Here is a 16,321-nt window from a genome sequence, read left to right as displayed (position 1 = left end):
GGTCATGAAGGAGAACCGGTAGAGATACAGGCTTTTATAATTAAAAAATAGTCTTCGAAAAAGAAAGGATACTCCAAAGAAAAAATACCCCGCGATGAACCGGCAGCTGTATTACCCGGTAGGCTCCTGTGAGAGTAAGCAAACTCTTCGCGTTACTTGCTTATACTAAACCACCCCGGCATGGCCTGTATAATTTGTAAAAGTTTTTCCGGAAGTGCAATACGGGAAATATTCAGCTCGGAAGTGATCTCGGATTCGCGTCCGGCTTCTATCTTTTCCACCCAATCGGGATTCATGATTAAGGTATGTCCGAGAGCAATAAGAGTCAATCCCGCTTCGATATGTTCGATAGCCTGATCGGCGGTGACTACAGAACCTGCTGCGAGTACAGGCACTCTGCCGTCGGCCTTTTCCAGAATCAATTCAAGTCTTGTTTTATCATCCTGGCTGTCTACAGGCTTGGAGGATAAATGATCCAGCGAAGCATGGATGTAATCCAAATCCTGTTTGGCCAGGAAATCTATTAATTCGTAGGTATCTGCCATACGCAGGCCATCGGGTTTGGATGATTCTTCTGGTGATAGGCGATATCCTATCATAAACGGACGGGTGGCATGCTTTTTGATTATCGCCTTGATTTCTTCAATAATCGCCAGTGGAAAACGAAGCCGGTTTTCAAGCGTTCCGCCCCATAAATCTGTCCGTTGATTAGTGGAAGGAGACCAGAAATTCTGGATCAAAAATCCATGTGCTCCGTGAATCTCTACGCCATCAAATCCCGCTTCAATCGCTCTTCTCGTGGTATCTCCAAATGCCTGAATGATCGAGAGAATCTCTTCATGGGACAGTTCTCTTGCTGCTGCTGTTGCGCCTAGCGCAGTCGATTCAGCCGGTAGCGTACTGGCACTCACCACATCCAATTCGGGCAAGGCTTTATTGCCTGCATGGAAAATCTGTAATAGGGAAGGTGCGCCTCCACTTTTGGTGGCTTCCGCCAATCTTCGCAGACTTGGTATAAATGTATCATCATATCCAGCAAATTCATTCGTAAAACCCTGTCCATTCGGAGTAACATGCGTACATCCGGTAATGACAAGTCCCACGCCCTGTACCCGCTCTTGATAATAGCGGATTTCTTCATCCGATACGGTAAGATCATCGTTGCTTGCCCATGTTGTCATAGGCGCCATAACGACTCTGTTGTTAATGGTTATTCCACTTTTAAAAGTAAGTGGCTCAAATAATTTGCTGTATTTTGTATTCATACGGTTATCCCTCTTTATTTTATATTTTCCTGACAATAACGATTGTAGAAGGTTGACTATAGGGGAAGTAAAGCTTATTTTTTTGTGGCTTTGGAGCACTATACATAGCTTTATATTTGATTATCATGCTATGCTCTAGTTACAGTTACTGTAACTAGAAGGAGGTATCATATTGGTGTATTCAATGAACTATGTAGTGGAGAATATCAATATTTCTGCCAAAACGCTAAGATTTTATGAAGAACAGGGCATACTGCGTAACATATCCCGGGATGAAAAGGGCAGAAGAATCTACACCCAGCAAAATATGGACTGGATTGCTTTTATCCGTTGTCTCCGCGAAACAGGAATGTCGATCGCCAAAATTAAAGAATACCAGAGGCTTTTTGAAGCGGGGAATGCCACCTTTGTGGAAAGACAGGAGATGCTAAAGCTTCATAAATTAGAAATACAAAAACATATCGAAGAAGAATTGAAGCATCTGGAAGAAATCAATTACAAACTGGCCATGTATGATCTTCAAAAAGACGAGATCGAGAAAAATCCAAATCATGTCTTTAAATGCCATGGCATGGGATCAAGCGCTTTGAATTGAGGATACTCCGATCAAGTTGTCTTCGAAGTCTGACTACACAACAAATAACCCTGCATGCCAGCTATACGAGAATAAGCATGCAAGGTTATTTGTATTGGAATAACGGTAGGCGGCAATCGTCGAACCCGATCAAGCTTCGGCGGCATCGTGTCCGGCCTGTCTGGCATGCCGATACAATTCGGCATAAATCCCGCCTTGTGCCAGCAGCTTCGCATGAGTCCCCTGTTCGACAATCTCGCCATGTTCCATGACCAGAATCCGGTCGGCATGCATGATTGTGGACAGTCGGTGAGCGATGACGATCGTCGTCCGGCCTTCGGAGACGGTCTGTAGGGCTTCCTGAACGAGCTGTTCGGTATGGGAATCCAGATTGGCGGTAGCTTCATCCAGGATCAATACCCGTGGCCGGAAAACAACAATCCGGGCAAAGGAGATCAATTGACGTTCTCCTGCAGATAATCCGCTGCCCCGTTCGGATAAACGGGTATCATACTGCTGGGGCAACTTCATAATCATCTCGTGTGCACCCACAAAGCGACAGGCTTCAATGACCTGTTCACGGGTGACCTGTTCCTGGAACAGCCGTACATTGTCGATGATAGAGCCGGAGAACAGAAAGGGCTCCTGCTGAATCAATCCCACGATCCGGTGCAGTTGCTCCTGCGGAATCTGGCGAATATCCTGATCATCGATTGTTACAGAGCCCTGCTGCACATCATAGAACCGATTGAGCAGTGCAATCAGTGTACTTTTACCTGCGCCGGTCGTACCGACGACACCTACCATTTCACCCGGGCGAATATGCAGATCCAGATCGGGCAGAATCGTCTGACCTTCGGTGTAGCCAAATGTAATATGATTAAAGTCTACTTTACCCTGAACCTGTTCCAGCTGTACACTAGCTGCCTGCTGCGGTTCGGGATCGCGAATCTCCGGTTGAATGCGCAGGATGCGCCAGATTCGGTCCATCGATACCATAGTGGACTGAAATGTATTCCACTGCATCGTAATCTGGTTGATCGGCTGGAAGAACTGACGGATATAGCTGATAAAAGCGTACAGCACGCCGACTTCCATCTGTTTGTCGAATACCGCGACGCCACCCAGCCAGACCATCAATACCAGCGCAATATTGCCGAGTACATCAAAGGTACGATTGAACAGTACATTGGATTTGAGCTGCTGCACATTGGCCTGCCAGTAATCGCTGTTGAATTCGGTGAACCGGCGGGTCTGTTCCTTTTCCTGATGAAAAATCTGGATGAGTCCCATCCCGGACAGATTCTCCGCGGTAAAAGCGACCAGCCGGGATAGTCGGCTGCGTGCATACTGATATACTTCACGCAGCCGTTTACGGAACAGAATGGCCAGTGTAGCAATAATGGGCAGTGTCAGCATGGAGTACCAGGCGAGCGTCGTATCCAGCCGGAACATGAAATAAATAATAAAAACAAGCATCATACCATCCCGGATCAGACTGAGCAGCACCTGGGTGAAAAACTGACTGATCGTCTCTGTATCACTGGATACATTGGTAACCAGTCCGCCGCTGCTGGAACGGTCAAAAAAACTCATCGATAGCCGGGAAATATGCCCAAACAAATCTTTGCGGATACTGGCAACAATATGCTGTCCGGCATATTGAAGCAGGTTGCTCTGAATATAGGTGAAGATCAGACTGACGATGGCGAGTCCCAGATAGATCAGCGCCATACCGGTCAGAAAGGGCAGTCCGCTCTGTCCGACTGCGATATGATCATCGATTACGATACTAACCAGATAAGGCTGCACCAGATCGGCAGCGATAGCGAGTATGGTAGCAAAGAATATTCCAATAAAGGTCAGCCGGTGCGGCCGGGCATACCGCAGAATGGCCCGTAATGCTTCGTACCGCGAAGCATCCGGCGGACCGGAGTTTGATTTGCTCATGAATGCAGACCTTCTTCCTGTAGCTGATACATGGATGCATAGATACCCTGTTCATTCAGCAGCTGCTGGTGTGTGCCCTGCTGTACAATCCGTCCTTCATCCATCACGATAATCCAATCCGCCTGTTTGACTGCACTGATCCGGTGCGCAATGATGATCGTCGTCCGGCTCTGGCGTTCCTGCACCAGATTCTGCAGGATGCCGGTCTCGGTGACGGCATCAACAGCACTCATACTGTCATCCAGGATCAGGATCGGTCCGGTTTTGGCGAGACCGCGTGCCAGGCTGGTACGCTGGCGCTGTCCACCGGACAAAGTAATGCCGCGTTCACCCAGCCGGGTCTCGAATTGCTCGGGAAAGCGGGTAATTGGTTCGTAGATCATCGCCTGGCGGGCATGATTTTCTACTTTTTCCAGCGAAATATCCCGGTCGCTAAAAGCAATATTGTCACGGATCGTTGTACTAAACAGGAATCCATCCTGCGGTACATAGGCGATCCGGGAACGCAGGCTGTTGATGGAGATACGGCGCACATCGGTCCCGCCCAGCAGAATCGTACCGTCAGGCGGATCGTAGATGCGCAGTAGCAGCTTGACGAGAGTCGTTTTGCCGCTGCCGGTTTTGCCGACAATGCCGACGGTCTGTCCGCTGGCAATATGCACATTCAGACCGGAGAGAGCAGGACGCTCACTGCCCGGATACGTAAAGGTCAGATCGCGCAGCTCCAGATCGGGCGAAGCCGCCAGCGGCAGCGCGTTCTCATCATCCTGAATATCCGGCTGTTCGCCGAGCAGGCGGTTGACCCGATCGAGCGAGGCACTGGAACGCTGCATCATATTGATCACGTTACCAATCTGCTGGAGCGGACCGGACATGATGCGCAGATAGAGCGTCAATGCGATAAAGTTACCGATCGTAATGTCACCCTGAATCGCCAGATAACCGCCGTACATGAGCGAGATGACCAGTGATAAAGCTCCCAGAAAAGGCACAGTCGCTTGAAAAAGCGAAGACATACGTACCAGATGCAGCTGATTATCCCGGATCTGATCGACGGTACTGCCAAACCGCTGCCGGGCAGTGGGCTCAATGGCAAAAGTCTTGGTGACCCGAATCCCGCGCAGCTGCTCCTCAGCCGATTCGGTCATATCCGCCAGCGATTCCTGTACGCTCATCGACCGTTTGCGAATACGTGGTCCAAAATACACGACCAAAAACGGAATCGCCACCATCGGCACGATGCTGACCAGAATCAGATAGAGCGGAATATGGCTGAGCAGCATCATCACAAGACAGGATAGAAAAAGAAAAATCGCATTGGTCGTCATGGTAATTCCATTTGAGATGGATTCACGAACCGAGGTGACATCATTGGTCATGGAGCTGAGCAGCTTGCCTGTACCCTGGCGGGAAAAGTAGTGCTCGCTCAGTGTAGCAAATTTGCGGAACAGGCTCTGCCGCATCGCAAACTCGAATTTGCGTCCAAGACGCATAACCGAGAACTGCCCTGCTCCGAACAGCAGATTGTAGGCGATCCCGATCCCTGCGAGAATCAGGCTGTAGTCAATGATCATCTCATAACGGATACTTCCGGCGAGTAGGGCATCCGTAAATTGCCCGAGCACTCTCGGCAGCGCAGCCTGGGCAATATTGGACAGAATGATCAGCACAACCGCCATAAGATAGTGTGGCCAGTGTTCACGTACATAATCTGTAAGTATACTTCGATCCTTCATAGGCTTCCTTCTTTCTGCGAACTGATCCAGTTACCTTTCTCTATTCATTTAAACCAAAATGGGACGGAGGATTGCAGTTTTATCGCATTGGAAAAAGAAGCCTGCGAACAGGCTTCCTGGAAAAGAATCAGAATGCCGGCAAGAAGGCTTCATAATAGGCAAGAGGACATGGAGAAATGCGTGTAACTAGCTGTCACAACTTATATAAAATATAATCCGTACATATAAGGCAGTGGGATAGCAGGGACCGATATTCCTGCTTCCTGTATGGCAGTGGAAGATGGATCAAATAACAGAGAGCACAAAGCCTGATTGCCCGGGACAGGATAAGAACCCTGCGGAGTATGAAGCATATAGTGACGGTCTTCGTCTTCAATAGAGAAATATATTGAAGCATGGTCAGCTGCCGGATCGGCGATCAGACCGGTTTGGGCGAGCAGTGTATTTCCGCTGGCCACCATCACTGTCCCTCCATTCGGAATAATGGATATGGCTGCGCCGACATCCTGTACTATCTGGATCATCGCCGTTTCCTGCCAGGGGATCGAAGCAGTCAGAGAAGACAGGGTATACGAGGAAGTAGCGTCCTGCCAGAGCGCAAGTACAGCTTCCTGCTGACCGCCCCATTCCAGTACTTCTCCACGACGTTCTGCTGTAGATGAGGCAGAGTCGGTGGGATGGGAAGCCTCTGTATTATCAGGCGGTATGGAGAAGATGCTGACAGCGGCAATATTATTTTGACCCGGAGCTGTAGCTACCCGGATATGCTGTTGCTGGTCACGAATATGGGCGACAGGTGCAGCTTCAATCAGCTGCTGCAGCTCGGCCAGACTCATGTGCACGTAAGAGCTATGCGACCGGAGAAGCGTATGAACAGCAAAAATATCTTCTGCCTGCATATCCCGCACCTCCCATGAAGAAGAGGTTGGCAGATCCGTCAGGCTGTCCGATGAGAGAATCGCCTGACTAATCTGTCCGAAAAATTGGCTGCCTGCACGGGTATACAATGACCGGTCGCCGGAAATAAACAGGAGGGATGCTCCCGATTCACGGGCATGTTGACGGCATCGCTCCAGCAGTTGTCCAGCCAATCGCTGACCGCGATAATCCGGATGGGTACATACCGCTCCAATCGAAAAAGCAGATAATACATGCGCACCCGCCTGAATCTGTACCGGAACCAACCCCATAAAGGATACCAACCGGTTCTGTTCAGTAAATGCACCGTAAGAATGACTCATACCGGGATGGAACAGAGTAGGGAACGATGTCTCCATATGACGATGATCCGGCTCGCAGAAAATATCATTTGCCAGCTCGGCAGCCTGCATCAGTTCGTGTATATGTACTCTTCGAATCTGTATCATGGTAGGACCTCCTGGTTGTCGGTAATAGAGAAGACTATCCAATAGACAGACCGGATAGTCAATGTTAAAGCGCTATAACTCTAGCATACCGTAGTTGATCCCCGAATACGATCCTATCCGGCAAAGTTTCCCAAAAAAAATCCTGTTCTCCATAAGCAAGAGAACAGGATTATACTAGCTGACACACCAAGCACCAAGCACCAAGCACCAAGCACCAAGCACCAAGCACCAAGCACCAAGCACCAAGCACCAAGCACCAAGCATACTTTGGAGAAGCAGCGGTTTGCGTCAGGTCTCATTTAAAGCAAAGATGAACCTGGCATAATTAGTCGCACATCTGGAAATGAGTACTCTGTACCTTTATATAGAGACTAGATAGAAACAGGAGGCTGATAGTGCATCTGCACGATACCCGCACGTACAGGACGAATCGCAACTGCAGTCACCTTGAAGCCTGGCATCTTGCAATAAGGATCAAGCTCCGGTGGAGTGGCTTCATTCACGTTCTGGGTACCGCCCCAGTGCATGGGAACGAATAATGTATCCGGACGGATCTGGTCGCTGATTCGGCAGCGAACAAAAAAGCGACCGTGTGCCGACTGAATCTCTGTCCATTCTCCATTCTGCAGATGATGCTGGCGAGCAGTTAGCGGATGAATCTCGACGAAATTCTCTAGCTCACGGGCGGCGAGTGAGGCGCTGCGCCGGGTCTGTACGCCAGTCAGATAATGAGACAATACCCTGCCGTTCGTGAGAATAAGCGGATATTCCGGTGAACGCTGTGGTCGTATGGCATGATGGGCTATGCCGGTGAATAGAGCTTTGCCGTCCTCATGAGCAAATCGTTCTGCGAACATCAGCGGCACACCCTGATGCTCCGGTGTTGGGCAAGGCCAGTGCACGCCCTCTTCCTGGCGCAGCCGCTCATAGGTGATCCCGTAATAATCAGCTGTGCCACCCCGACTCGCTATCCGCAGTTCATCAAAGATCTCTTCGACTTCCCGATAATCGAAATAATGCCCTCGGCCCAGCCGAGCAGCCAGTTCGCATAATATACGCCAATCATCCTGCGCTTCGCCGGGTGCAGGAGATGCTGCTTCGCGCAGCAGTACCCGTCCCTCCAGGTTGGTAAGTGTACCGGTATTCTCCAGATAGGATGTAACCGGTAGCACAACATCTGCCATGCGGGCTGTTTCTGACAGGAACATATCGGCAACGACCAGCATATCCAGATTTTCCAGCGCAGAGCGAACGAGCGGGATATTGGGATTGGAGACGACCGGATTGGAGCCCATCACGAATAAGGTACGAATCTCCTGGCGGTTAGCCAGTTCCATCATTTCGTAGGCGGATACGCCTTTGCCTGGAATCTCGTCCGGATCGACCTGCCAGACGGAGGCGATGTATTCACGATCTGCCGGATTCTCGATCGAACGGTAGCCGGGCAGCTGGTCGGCTTTTTGACCGTGTTCACGTCCGCCTTGACCGTTGCCCTGACCGGTGACTGCTCCATAGCCGCAGCCTGGACGTCCGATTTTGCCGGTAGCCAGTACCAGATTGATCAGATAACGTACAGCGAGGTGCCCATCGGTCTGCTGCTCCACTCCGCGGGCGGTGAGAATAATCCCGGTAGCGGCCTGTCCGTACCAGCTGGCAGCCTGACGAATCTGTTCGGAGGGAATACCGCATAACTCCGCCACCTCTTCTGTATCGATACCATCAAGCAGAGAGGTGAGTTCATCATAACCATTGGTGCGATTATGGATAAAGGATGTATCGATCCAGCCATTTTCGATAATAATATTCAGCAGCGCCAGTGCCAGTATGGCATCGGTACCCGGCCGGATCTGCAGATGAAGGTCTGCAATTGCGGCGGTTGCGGTCTTGCGGGGATCGATAACGATCATGCGTGCTCCATTGGCACGGGCTTCATTAAAATAAGGCAGCAGGGTCGGCTGACACTCCGCGATATTCGTTCCGGCGAGAATAATGCAATGAGCCAGCGGAATATCTTCCAGTCGGCAGGTCATGCCGCGATCCAGTCCGAACACCTTGCTGCCGGCAGAAGCTGCTGCCGACATGCAAAAGCGTCCGTTATAATCGATATATTTTGTTTTCAGACCGATCCGGGCAAATTTGCCGAGCAGATAGGCGGTTTCATTGGTCAGCGAACCGCCGCCGTATACACCGATAGAGTCCGTACCATACTGCCTCGCAGCAGATTGGAAATGGCTGCTGATTCGATCGAGTGCTTCTGCCCATGTCGCTCTGACGAGATGTCCATTACGGCGGACCAGCGGGAACATCAGCCGTTCCCGATTCATCGCATGCTGATGGGCATTCATGCCTTTTACACAGATACGTCCCTGGGAAGCTGCATTGGGTGTACCTTCCGCCTGCCAGCTGGTATGGCGGCGATCGGTCTGCGGCATACTGGATGGGAGAGTGGAAGCTGCTGCGGATTCTTTGTAATTCAGGGTGATTTTACATTGTACGCTGCAAAAAGGGCACTGCGTTTTCATCATGTTCATAGCTGATTGCTCCTTCCATTCCGGATTCAGAGTGCTGTTCGTAATATCGGTTCAATATCTGTTCGCGGACATTTGGCAGACTGGTACGCTCCAGCCACTGCCATACTGGTTCACCATAGTCGGATTGTTCATAATAATAGTGAATGCAGAGAGATAACAGGCGGATCGCTTCGTAAAAAGAATCCATTTGGGCAATCAATTCTGCTCTGCGAAAGGAACCTATCGAACTGCCACCAGCATAGATCTCCCAACCCGCAGGAGAGCTGCATACTGCCAGATCATACAGCAATACACCTGCCGGTCCATCAGAGTGAACAGCTGCAGCTAGTTGCAAAGGAACAGCTGGTACGATTATCTGCCATCTGCTATATAATTGTTGCAACAGGTCGCCACTGTCCGGCAGTTGTTGCAGTAATGCAGGATCGGCATGAAGCAGCAGGGAAGCTGAAAGGGAAGTGCTCATGAACGAAGATACTGCAGCGGCTGGCATTGTATTTGTCCATGTATGCTGTGCAAGATTACCCGATACGTGATGACGATTTTCCAGCAGTCGATGATCGATTTCCATTTCAGCAATATCTGTAGGGAAATACTCCAGATTAGCGGACTGTATCAAGCGGCGGGTATTCAGATAATAATGAATAGCAGGCAGGCACTGTAAACAGCCATCTGCCGTTTTCCAGTTTAGCTGCTGCCTAACCTCGGCAGGGGTCTGCCAGCCCTGTTGATGGATCTGTAAGCGAAGCCCCTCATGAGAGAGGGAAGTGCAGCTGCAAATAGCAGGAATCTCTTCAGCTGCAGGAGCATGTTCAGCCGCGACTGGAGCGGATTCCGTGATCCCGGCAGCATGACAACGTACGAGCGCTTCTACCGTAGGACGACAGCCGCCGCATGAGCCGGAAGCACGGGTATGCTCCCGGACTTCATCTGCTGTCTCCAGCTGAAAATTGGTCATGGTATCCAGAATCATGCATTTGGTCACTGCATTACAGGCACAGACAACCGAGTGCGGGGACAGGGCTATCGCTGCTGCGTCTGCCGGATTCATGGACACATGCGCATCCGTGCTGTTTAATGCGAGCCATTCCTCGGCAGATTGACCACGGCGTACTGCTTCGACCAGAGCGGTTCCTTCAGCAGTCTCGCCGTATAATATGGCACCGCTGATGCTGCCGCGGGTAGCCAGCACTCGGCGATAGGTGCGGCGTACACCATCATACTGCTGCACGATATCCTCGGCTTCTGGAGCTTGGATATCGCCAATCGAGAAGACATGTACACCGGAGATTTTGAGCTGGGAGTAAGGGATAGAGCCCTGATAACCGGCCGTTGGCTGTTCACACAGATGAGCAGCCAGTACCTGTGCCTGCTCATATAGAGGAGCAACCAGACCATAAGAGATACCGCGATGTTCTGCACACTCGCCGATTGCATAAATGCCAGGCTCGCTGGTCTGCATTAGATCGTCTACCAGAATAGCGCGTCCCGTCTGAATGCCTGCCTGTTCAGCCAGGCGGATATGGGGACGAATACCAACTGCCATCACGACCAGATCGGCAGCCAGTCGATCACCCTGATCAAAGCGCAATCCCTGCGCTCGGGTCGTGCCGGTAATTTTCAGTGTATTGCGATTGAGATGGAAGATCATACCCTGCTGCTCCAGCTCTTGTTGCAGCATGCCGGCTGACAGTGCATCCAGCTGACGATTCATCAGATAGGAAGCGTTATGTACAACATGCGCCTCCATGCCAAGATGCAGTAGACCACGCGCCGCTTCCAATCCAAGCAGACCACCGCCGATAACCGCGGCGCGGCGGTACTGGCTTGCATACTCGGTCATGATCTGGCAGTCTTCCATACTGCGAAAAGAAATTACGCCTTTTTTATCCGAACCGGGTATCGGAGGGATAAAGGGAACCGAACCCGTAGCGATAATCAGCACATCATATTCTGTCTGCATGCCGGAAGCCGTATGAATCATCCGCTGCTCCGGATCAATCCGCACAACCTGTTCGCCGGAGTGCAGTTGAACTTCATGCTCCTGATACCAGTCCAGCGAATGCAGAATAATATCCTCAAACCGGCTTTCACCCTGAAGTACTTTGGACAACAGAATCCGGTTATAGTTTGGTCGGGACTCCGCACCAAATACCGTAATTTTGAAATGTCCGGGCCGCCGCTTCACTATTTCTTCCACACAACGCATTCCTGCCATTCCATTACCAATCACGACTAACTTTGAAGGCATATGATTTCCTCCTTTATCCATCCTGATATCTGTCTCTATTTGGGTATACATCTTACTATTCAAGCGTTTATCTACAATAATTTTGCAATTATCCATCCAATTTCATCATTTCTTATACTTAATGTTAAATTACCTTACATATTTTAAGTGGTTACGCATCCTTTTCATAATCAAGTTCATCTTTTGGCAAAGACAGCATATTATCATATCGATGTATAAACGAGGTGGAAATAAACAGAAAAAGCCCTTTTCTGCTGAATTAACAACAGGAAAAGGGCATCATTGCCACCAATTAAGATCACACGTCTTTGTGTGAAAGTTATAAAGTAACAGTAAAGGATTCTAAAATTTATGTCAATATAATTAACGTATAATCATTTATTATGCTCTAAAATTATTAATGAGTTATATAATATAACATTAATGAAGTATTTTAAGGATTTTACATAGTATAAGAGACTTGTATTATAGTTTAATTACTTAGTAGTTTCTGCCGATAAAAAAAGAATTATCCCTATTACACATACGAAGGAGCAGCTCTCGCTATGCCATACAATCCGAATCACTACCCAAAGAAAAAAATGCTTAAAATAGGTCTGCTTGGTACGCTCACAGCGACGGCATTTCTAACATGCTCCGGTGCTATTATCACTCCTTCTGTGGAGGCTTCGGATGTGTCTTCCAGTGTGCAGACCATGAATTCAAAGTCTGTCCAGTACCCGGCATCAAACGTATATGCTGTACGCGGAGTACGTAATGATGATCAAGTGTTGTCTGCAGCGAATGCCAATCATTACGAGACCAGACATTTTCAGATATTGTGGGGGAATGGAGATCTTAATCAACAGGTTACTCCTGAACTGCTGGCACAGGCAGGTCAGATGCTGGAACAATCGCTGACTTTCTATATGGACAAACTTCATATGCAGCCACCTTTCACTTCGGTCTTATCGAGCGCCAATACTCATCCATACAAAATTAACGTGGTAATTATGGAGACTGGACTTCCGTTATATGAGAAAGGCTGGGCTTTCGCAGGAATGGATACCGATGGGTACCCTTATCTGATGATGGCACCAGATGCACTAAAAAATGATACAGTTGTTCCTCATGAATTGGGCCATGCTGTGCAATTTGCCCAGTCGAATAACAGTTGGAGAGATAATCCTTATCTTGGTCCGTGGTATGAGACCATTGCCAACTGGTTTCGTGAAGAATATATTACTAGCGCTGACTACCAACAGAGTGGCGGCACAGGTGTACCCGAGCTGACACCTCCATATGTAAGAGCTTTATCCCTAACAGCCGTTAACGGACGCGCCTATTATGAAGCATGGCCGTTTGTGAAATATCTGGAGGAGAACCCGGATCAACTGCCGGGATATGGTGAAGGTTTTATGGCCAAACTGCTCCGTTCCGGCAATCCGCAAAATCAGCAGGAGTCTTTTTACGAACTAATCGCCCGTGTTAATCCTCAAACTAATCTAAGGGACACGATCGGACGTTACGCAGCTCATATGGCAACATTCGATTTTCGTGAAAAAAAGAGTTATAACGAGCAGATTCATCGTCTTTTGCAAAATGGCGAATTGTATGAGCAGCAGTTATACACCATGCTGAATGCAGTGCAAGGACAGGCCAACCTTTATGAGGTTCCGCCAGAACGTGCGCCTCAGGCAGCTGGATATAATATCATCCCGCTGCAGGTACGGATTCCAGCCGGACAGAATTCGGTGATTGTGACAGCCCGACTGAACGGTTTGACCCAGGCAGCAGACGCCAACTGGCAAGCGTATCTAATCGTTGAGGATAACCATGGAATCAGCCGCTACAGCAAGCCATTTGGCAGCGGCGAGATAGTGCAGCAGTCAATCACAACAGGCGAAAAAGCCTATATCAGTGTAGCAGCTACACCGTCACTTTCAATCATGAGCCAGTCGAAAATGGGCATTGGCAGCTGGGATCAGACTTTTTCGGAAAAGAACAAACCTTTTGAATCCAAACCTCGTTATCCGTATACACTTCAATTGGAACATGCCGAACCCAATCTGTCGCCAATCGGTATAGACTCTGGAGTCTCCGGACATCGTCATGGAAATGGAGGAGGTTTTGTGGCGGACAGTGCTTTTGTCGATGCAAGTGTATATGTCGCACCCAATGCCCGGGTGCTGGACAATGCAGTAGTGAAGCAAAATGCCCGAATTGAGGACAATGCCATTGTACGAGGCGATGCACAGATCAGCGGCAATGCGCGCTTAACCGGTCATGCAATGGCGCAAGGCAATGCAGTAATCGATGGCTCTGCCTGGCTGAGTGACTATGCTATTGTGGATGGATATGCAGCCGTTACCGATCAGGCGCATGTAAGCGATCGGGCGATCGTTCGCGACGATGCTGCTATATCTGGCAGTAGTAGTGTAATGGAAAGCGCACTTGTAGGTGGGTATTATACCGTAAGCGATCATGCTGTCATCAAAGGGATGTCTATTGTGCAAGGCGGCGAAAGCAAGGAGAAGCATGGCGGAGCAAGTGGAAATGCAATAACGTACGGAGACTTTTACGACGATATGGGCTACAACCTTGTTGACGGATCATTCTCGGGCTACCTGAGTATCGATGCTTCTGTGAACACATTCAAAGATGGCTATGCCATCAAAAGTGGAAGCGGGTATGCACGCTCTCCAATCAAGTAAAATTGATTAACCCAAATCATTTGGATGTGGAAGAATGTTCTATCTGCAACTTAACTTTATTGTTTTTGAAAAGAAGCTCACGCACGTAACGAAAGAAAGGAAATAAGAGCAAAGGACGACATTTAAGCCTGGAGATCCTCATGTACTCCAATCCATAAAGGATCTCTAGGCTTAACCGGAGGACATGCTCTTATTCTTTTCTGAAGTGAATGATGAAGAACAGACCAAGCCCTGTTCAACGAAACCACAACCACAATCAAAAGCCCCTGTAACCACACCTACAGGGGCTTTTACTATAAAATGATAAACTCACCATGCCACTTCAACCGTATCCATATCCAGTCATACGCCTAACTACTTCTAACTATCACCCAACCCTTACAGCTTGCGCGAAGTCAATTTCGCCTGGGTGAACAGCAGCAGATAATCATGACCGCCAGCTTTGGAATCCGTACCCGACATATTGAATCCGCCAAATGGCTGCGCACCTACCAGCGCACCCGTACATTTGCGGTTTACATACAGATTGCCGCAGTGCATCGTCTCCAGCGCTTCACTGATCCGCTCCTCATTGGTAGAGAAGAATGCACCGGTCAGTCCAAACTCCGTATCATTATAGATCTCGATTGCTTCCTGATAATCTTTGGCGGAGCACAGAGCCAGTACCGGGCCAAAGATTTCTTCCTGCATGAGGCGGGCTTTGCGATCTACATCCGCGAACACTGTAGGCTGGATATAGTAGCCGTTGCCCTCTGCTTTGTTACCGCCTGCGACCAGACGACCTTCGTTTTTGCCGATCTCGATGTAATCGAGAATTTTATTATAAGAGGCTTCATCAATAACCGGTCCGGATGGATAGTTCTCTTCCGGTAGACCGATAGATAACCGTCCGGTTAGCTCGGTTACTTTTTCTACAATCTGTGGATAGACGGATTCCACGATTACAGCGCGTGAGCCTGCCGAGCATTTCTGACCCTGGAAGCCAAAGGCAGAAGCAACAATCGCCTGGGCCGCTGCATCCAGATCGGCCGTCTCGTCGACCACGATTCCATCTTTGCCGCCCATTTCCGCGACCAGTCGTTTCATCCAGATCTGACCTTCTACGGTATCAGCGGCGAGACGGCTGATGCGCAGACCGACTTCCTTGGAACCGGTGAAACTGATAAAGCGTGTCTTCGGATGAGTAGTCAGATAATCGCCGACTTCGGCACCACTGCCCGGAATAAAGTTGATCACGCCCGGTGGCAATCCGATTTCTTCCATGAGCGCAACGAACATATGAGCGATGACCGGTGTAGTAGAAGCAGGCTTGAGCAGCACGGTATTACCGGATACTACAGCAGCTGTCGTCATACCGACACAGATGGCCAGCGGGAAGTTCCACGGCGGAATAACAATACCTACACCGAGAGGAATATAGGTCAGTCGGTTATCTTCACCGGGGATAGGGGTCAGTGGCTGGGTCTCATTAATCTGGTCCAGACGTAGCATCTCGCGGGCATAGAACTCCATAAAGTCAATCGCTTCTGCTGTATCAGCATCGGCTTCAGCATAGTTTTTGCCGGCTTCCAGAATCATCATCGCCGAGAATTCATGCTTGCGTTCGCGCATCAGGGCAGCTGCTTTGAACAGATAATCGGCACGGATACGGGCAGGAACCTTTTTCCATGTCTCAAATGTCTCCAGCGCTGTCTGCATCGCTTGTTCAGCGAGCTGCTGATTGGCTTTGCTCATATAACCGATCACTTCATCCTTGTTCGCAGGATTGATAGAAACGATTTTGTCTTCGGTTACAATCTTCTGGTCTCCAATATGCAAAGGAAGAGTCTGGCCAAGTTCTGCGCGGACGCGGGCAATAGCCTGTTTCATTGCTTCACGATTGTCCGGTTGGCTGAAATCTACAAAAGGTTCATTGGAAAATGTTTGGATATTTGTTGTTTTACTCATTGATTTATCT

9 protein-coding genes are annotated in these 16,321 nt (G+C 49.3%); 2 read left to right on the top strand and 7 right to left on the bottom strand.

Annotation, left to right across the window (positions count from 1 at the left end; genetic code table 11):
- Positions 1 to 152: 152 nt before the first annotated feature.
- On the bottom strand, positions 153 to 1,265 hold the full coding sequence (locus WH46_RS02895) for an NADH-dependent flavin oxidoreductase (protein WP_046225612.1): 1,113 nt from the start codon (positions 1,263 to 1,265) through the stop codon (positions 153 to 155).
- A 184-nt stretch (positions 1,266 to 1,449) separates the two neighbouring features.
- Between WH46_RS02895 and WH46_RS02890 the strand changes: the two genes are divergently transcribed.
- Positions 1,450 to 1,860, top strand: coding sequence for a MerR family transcriptional regulator (locus WH46_RS02890; RefSeq protein WP_231584271.1), 411 nt, complete (start codon positions 1,450 to 1,452; stop codon positions 1,858 to 1,860).
- A gap of 129 nt (positions 1,861 to 1,989) precedes the next feature.
- Here the strand turns inward: WH46_RS02890 and WH46_RS02885 are convergent, their stop codons facing one another.
- The 5 genes from WH46_RS02885 to WH46_RS02865 all read right to left on the bottom strand — a co-directional run bounded on the left by WH46_RS02885 (position 1,990) and on the right by WH46_RS02865 (position 11,671).
- Positions 1,990 to 3,789 (bottom strand): ABC transporter ATP-binding protein, encoded by a 1,800-nt coding sequence (locus tag WH46_RS02885; protein WP_046225610.1) that lies wholly within the window; start codon positions 3,787 to 3,789, stop codon positions 1,990 to 1,992.
- Positions 3,786 to 5,525 carry an ABC transporter ATP-binding protein gene (locus WH46_RS02880; RefSeq protein WP_046225609.1) on the bottom strand — a complete coding sequence of 580 codons (1,740 nt, stop codon included), beginning with the start codon at positions 5,523 to 5,525 and terminating at the stop codon, positions 3,786 to 3,788. The genes WH46_RS02885 and WH46_RS02880 overlap by 4 nt, the downstream gene beginning before the upstream one ends.
- 200 nt (positions 5,526 to 5,725) lie before the next feature.
- The gene (locus WH46_RS02875; protein WP_046225608.1) at positions 5,726 to 6,892 is read right to left on the bottom strand and encodes a GNAT family N-acetyltransferase; all 1,167 of its coding nucleotides are present in this window, start codon (positions 6,890 to 6,892) and stop codon (positions 5,726 to 5,728) included.
- A gap of 371 nt (positions 6,893 to 7,263) precedes the next feature.
- Positions 7,264 to 9,423: a molybdopterin oxidoreductase family protein gene (locus WH46_RS02870; protein ID WP_046225607.1), complete on the bottom strand. Its 2,160-nt coding sequence runs from the start codon at positions 9,421 to 9,423 to the stop codon at positions 7,264 to 7,266.
- A complete protein-coding gene (locus WH46_RS02865) occupies positions 9,377 to 11,671 on the bottom strand; it encodes an FAD-dependent oxidoreductase (RefSeq protein WP_046225606.1) in 2,295 nt (764 codons plus the stop codon). Before WH46_RS02865 ends, WH46_RS02870 begins: the two co-directional genes overlap by 47 nt.
- 545 nt (positions 11,672 to 12,216) lie before the next feature.
- Here WH46_RS02865 and WH46_RS02860 point away from each other — a divergent pair.
- Entirely contained in the window at positions 12,217 to 14,364 is a 2,148-nt protein-coding gene (locus WH46_RS02860; protein WP_052714088.1) for a DUF6055 domain-containing protein, read from the top strand.
- Between the two features lie 378 nt (positions 14,365 to 14,742).
- Here WH46_RS02860 and pruA read toward each other — a convergent pair whose 3' ends face one another.
- Positions 14,743 to 16,311 (bottom strand): L-glutamate gamma-semialdehyde dehydrogenase, encoded by a 1,569-nt coding sequence (gene pruA / locus WH46_RS02855; RefSeq protein WP_046225605.1) that lies wholly within the window; start codon positions 16,309 to 16,311, stop codon positions 14,743 to 14,745.
- Positions 16,312 to 16,321: the final 10 nt, after the last annotated feature.

The sequence above is a fragment of the Paenibacillus dauci genome, from assembly GCF_000971985.1.
Taxonomy (GTDB): domain Bacteria; phylum Bacillota; class Bacilli; order Paenibacillales; family Paenibacillaceae; genus Saccharibacillus; species Saccharibacillus dauci.
Note: the sequence above shows the minus strand (reverse complement) of the source record. Positions and strands in the feature narration are given on the sequence as shown.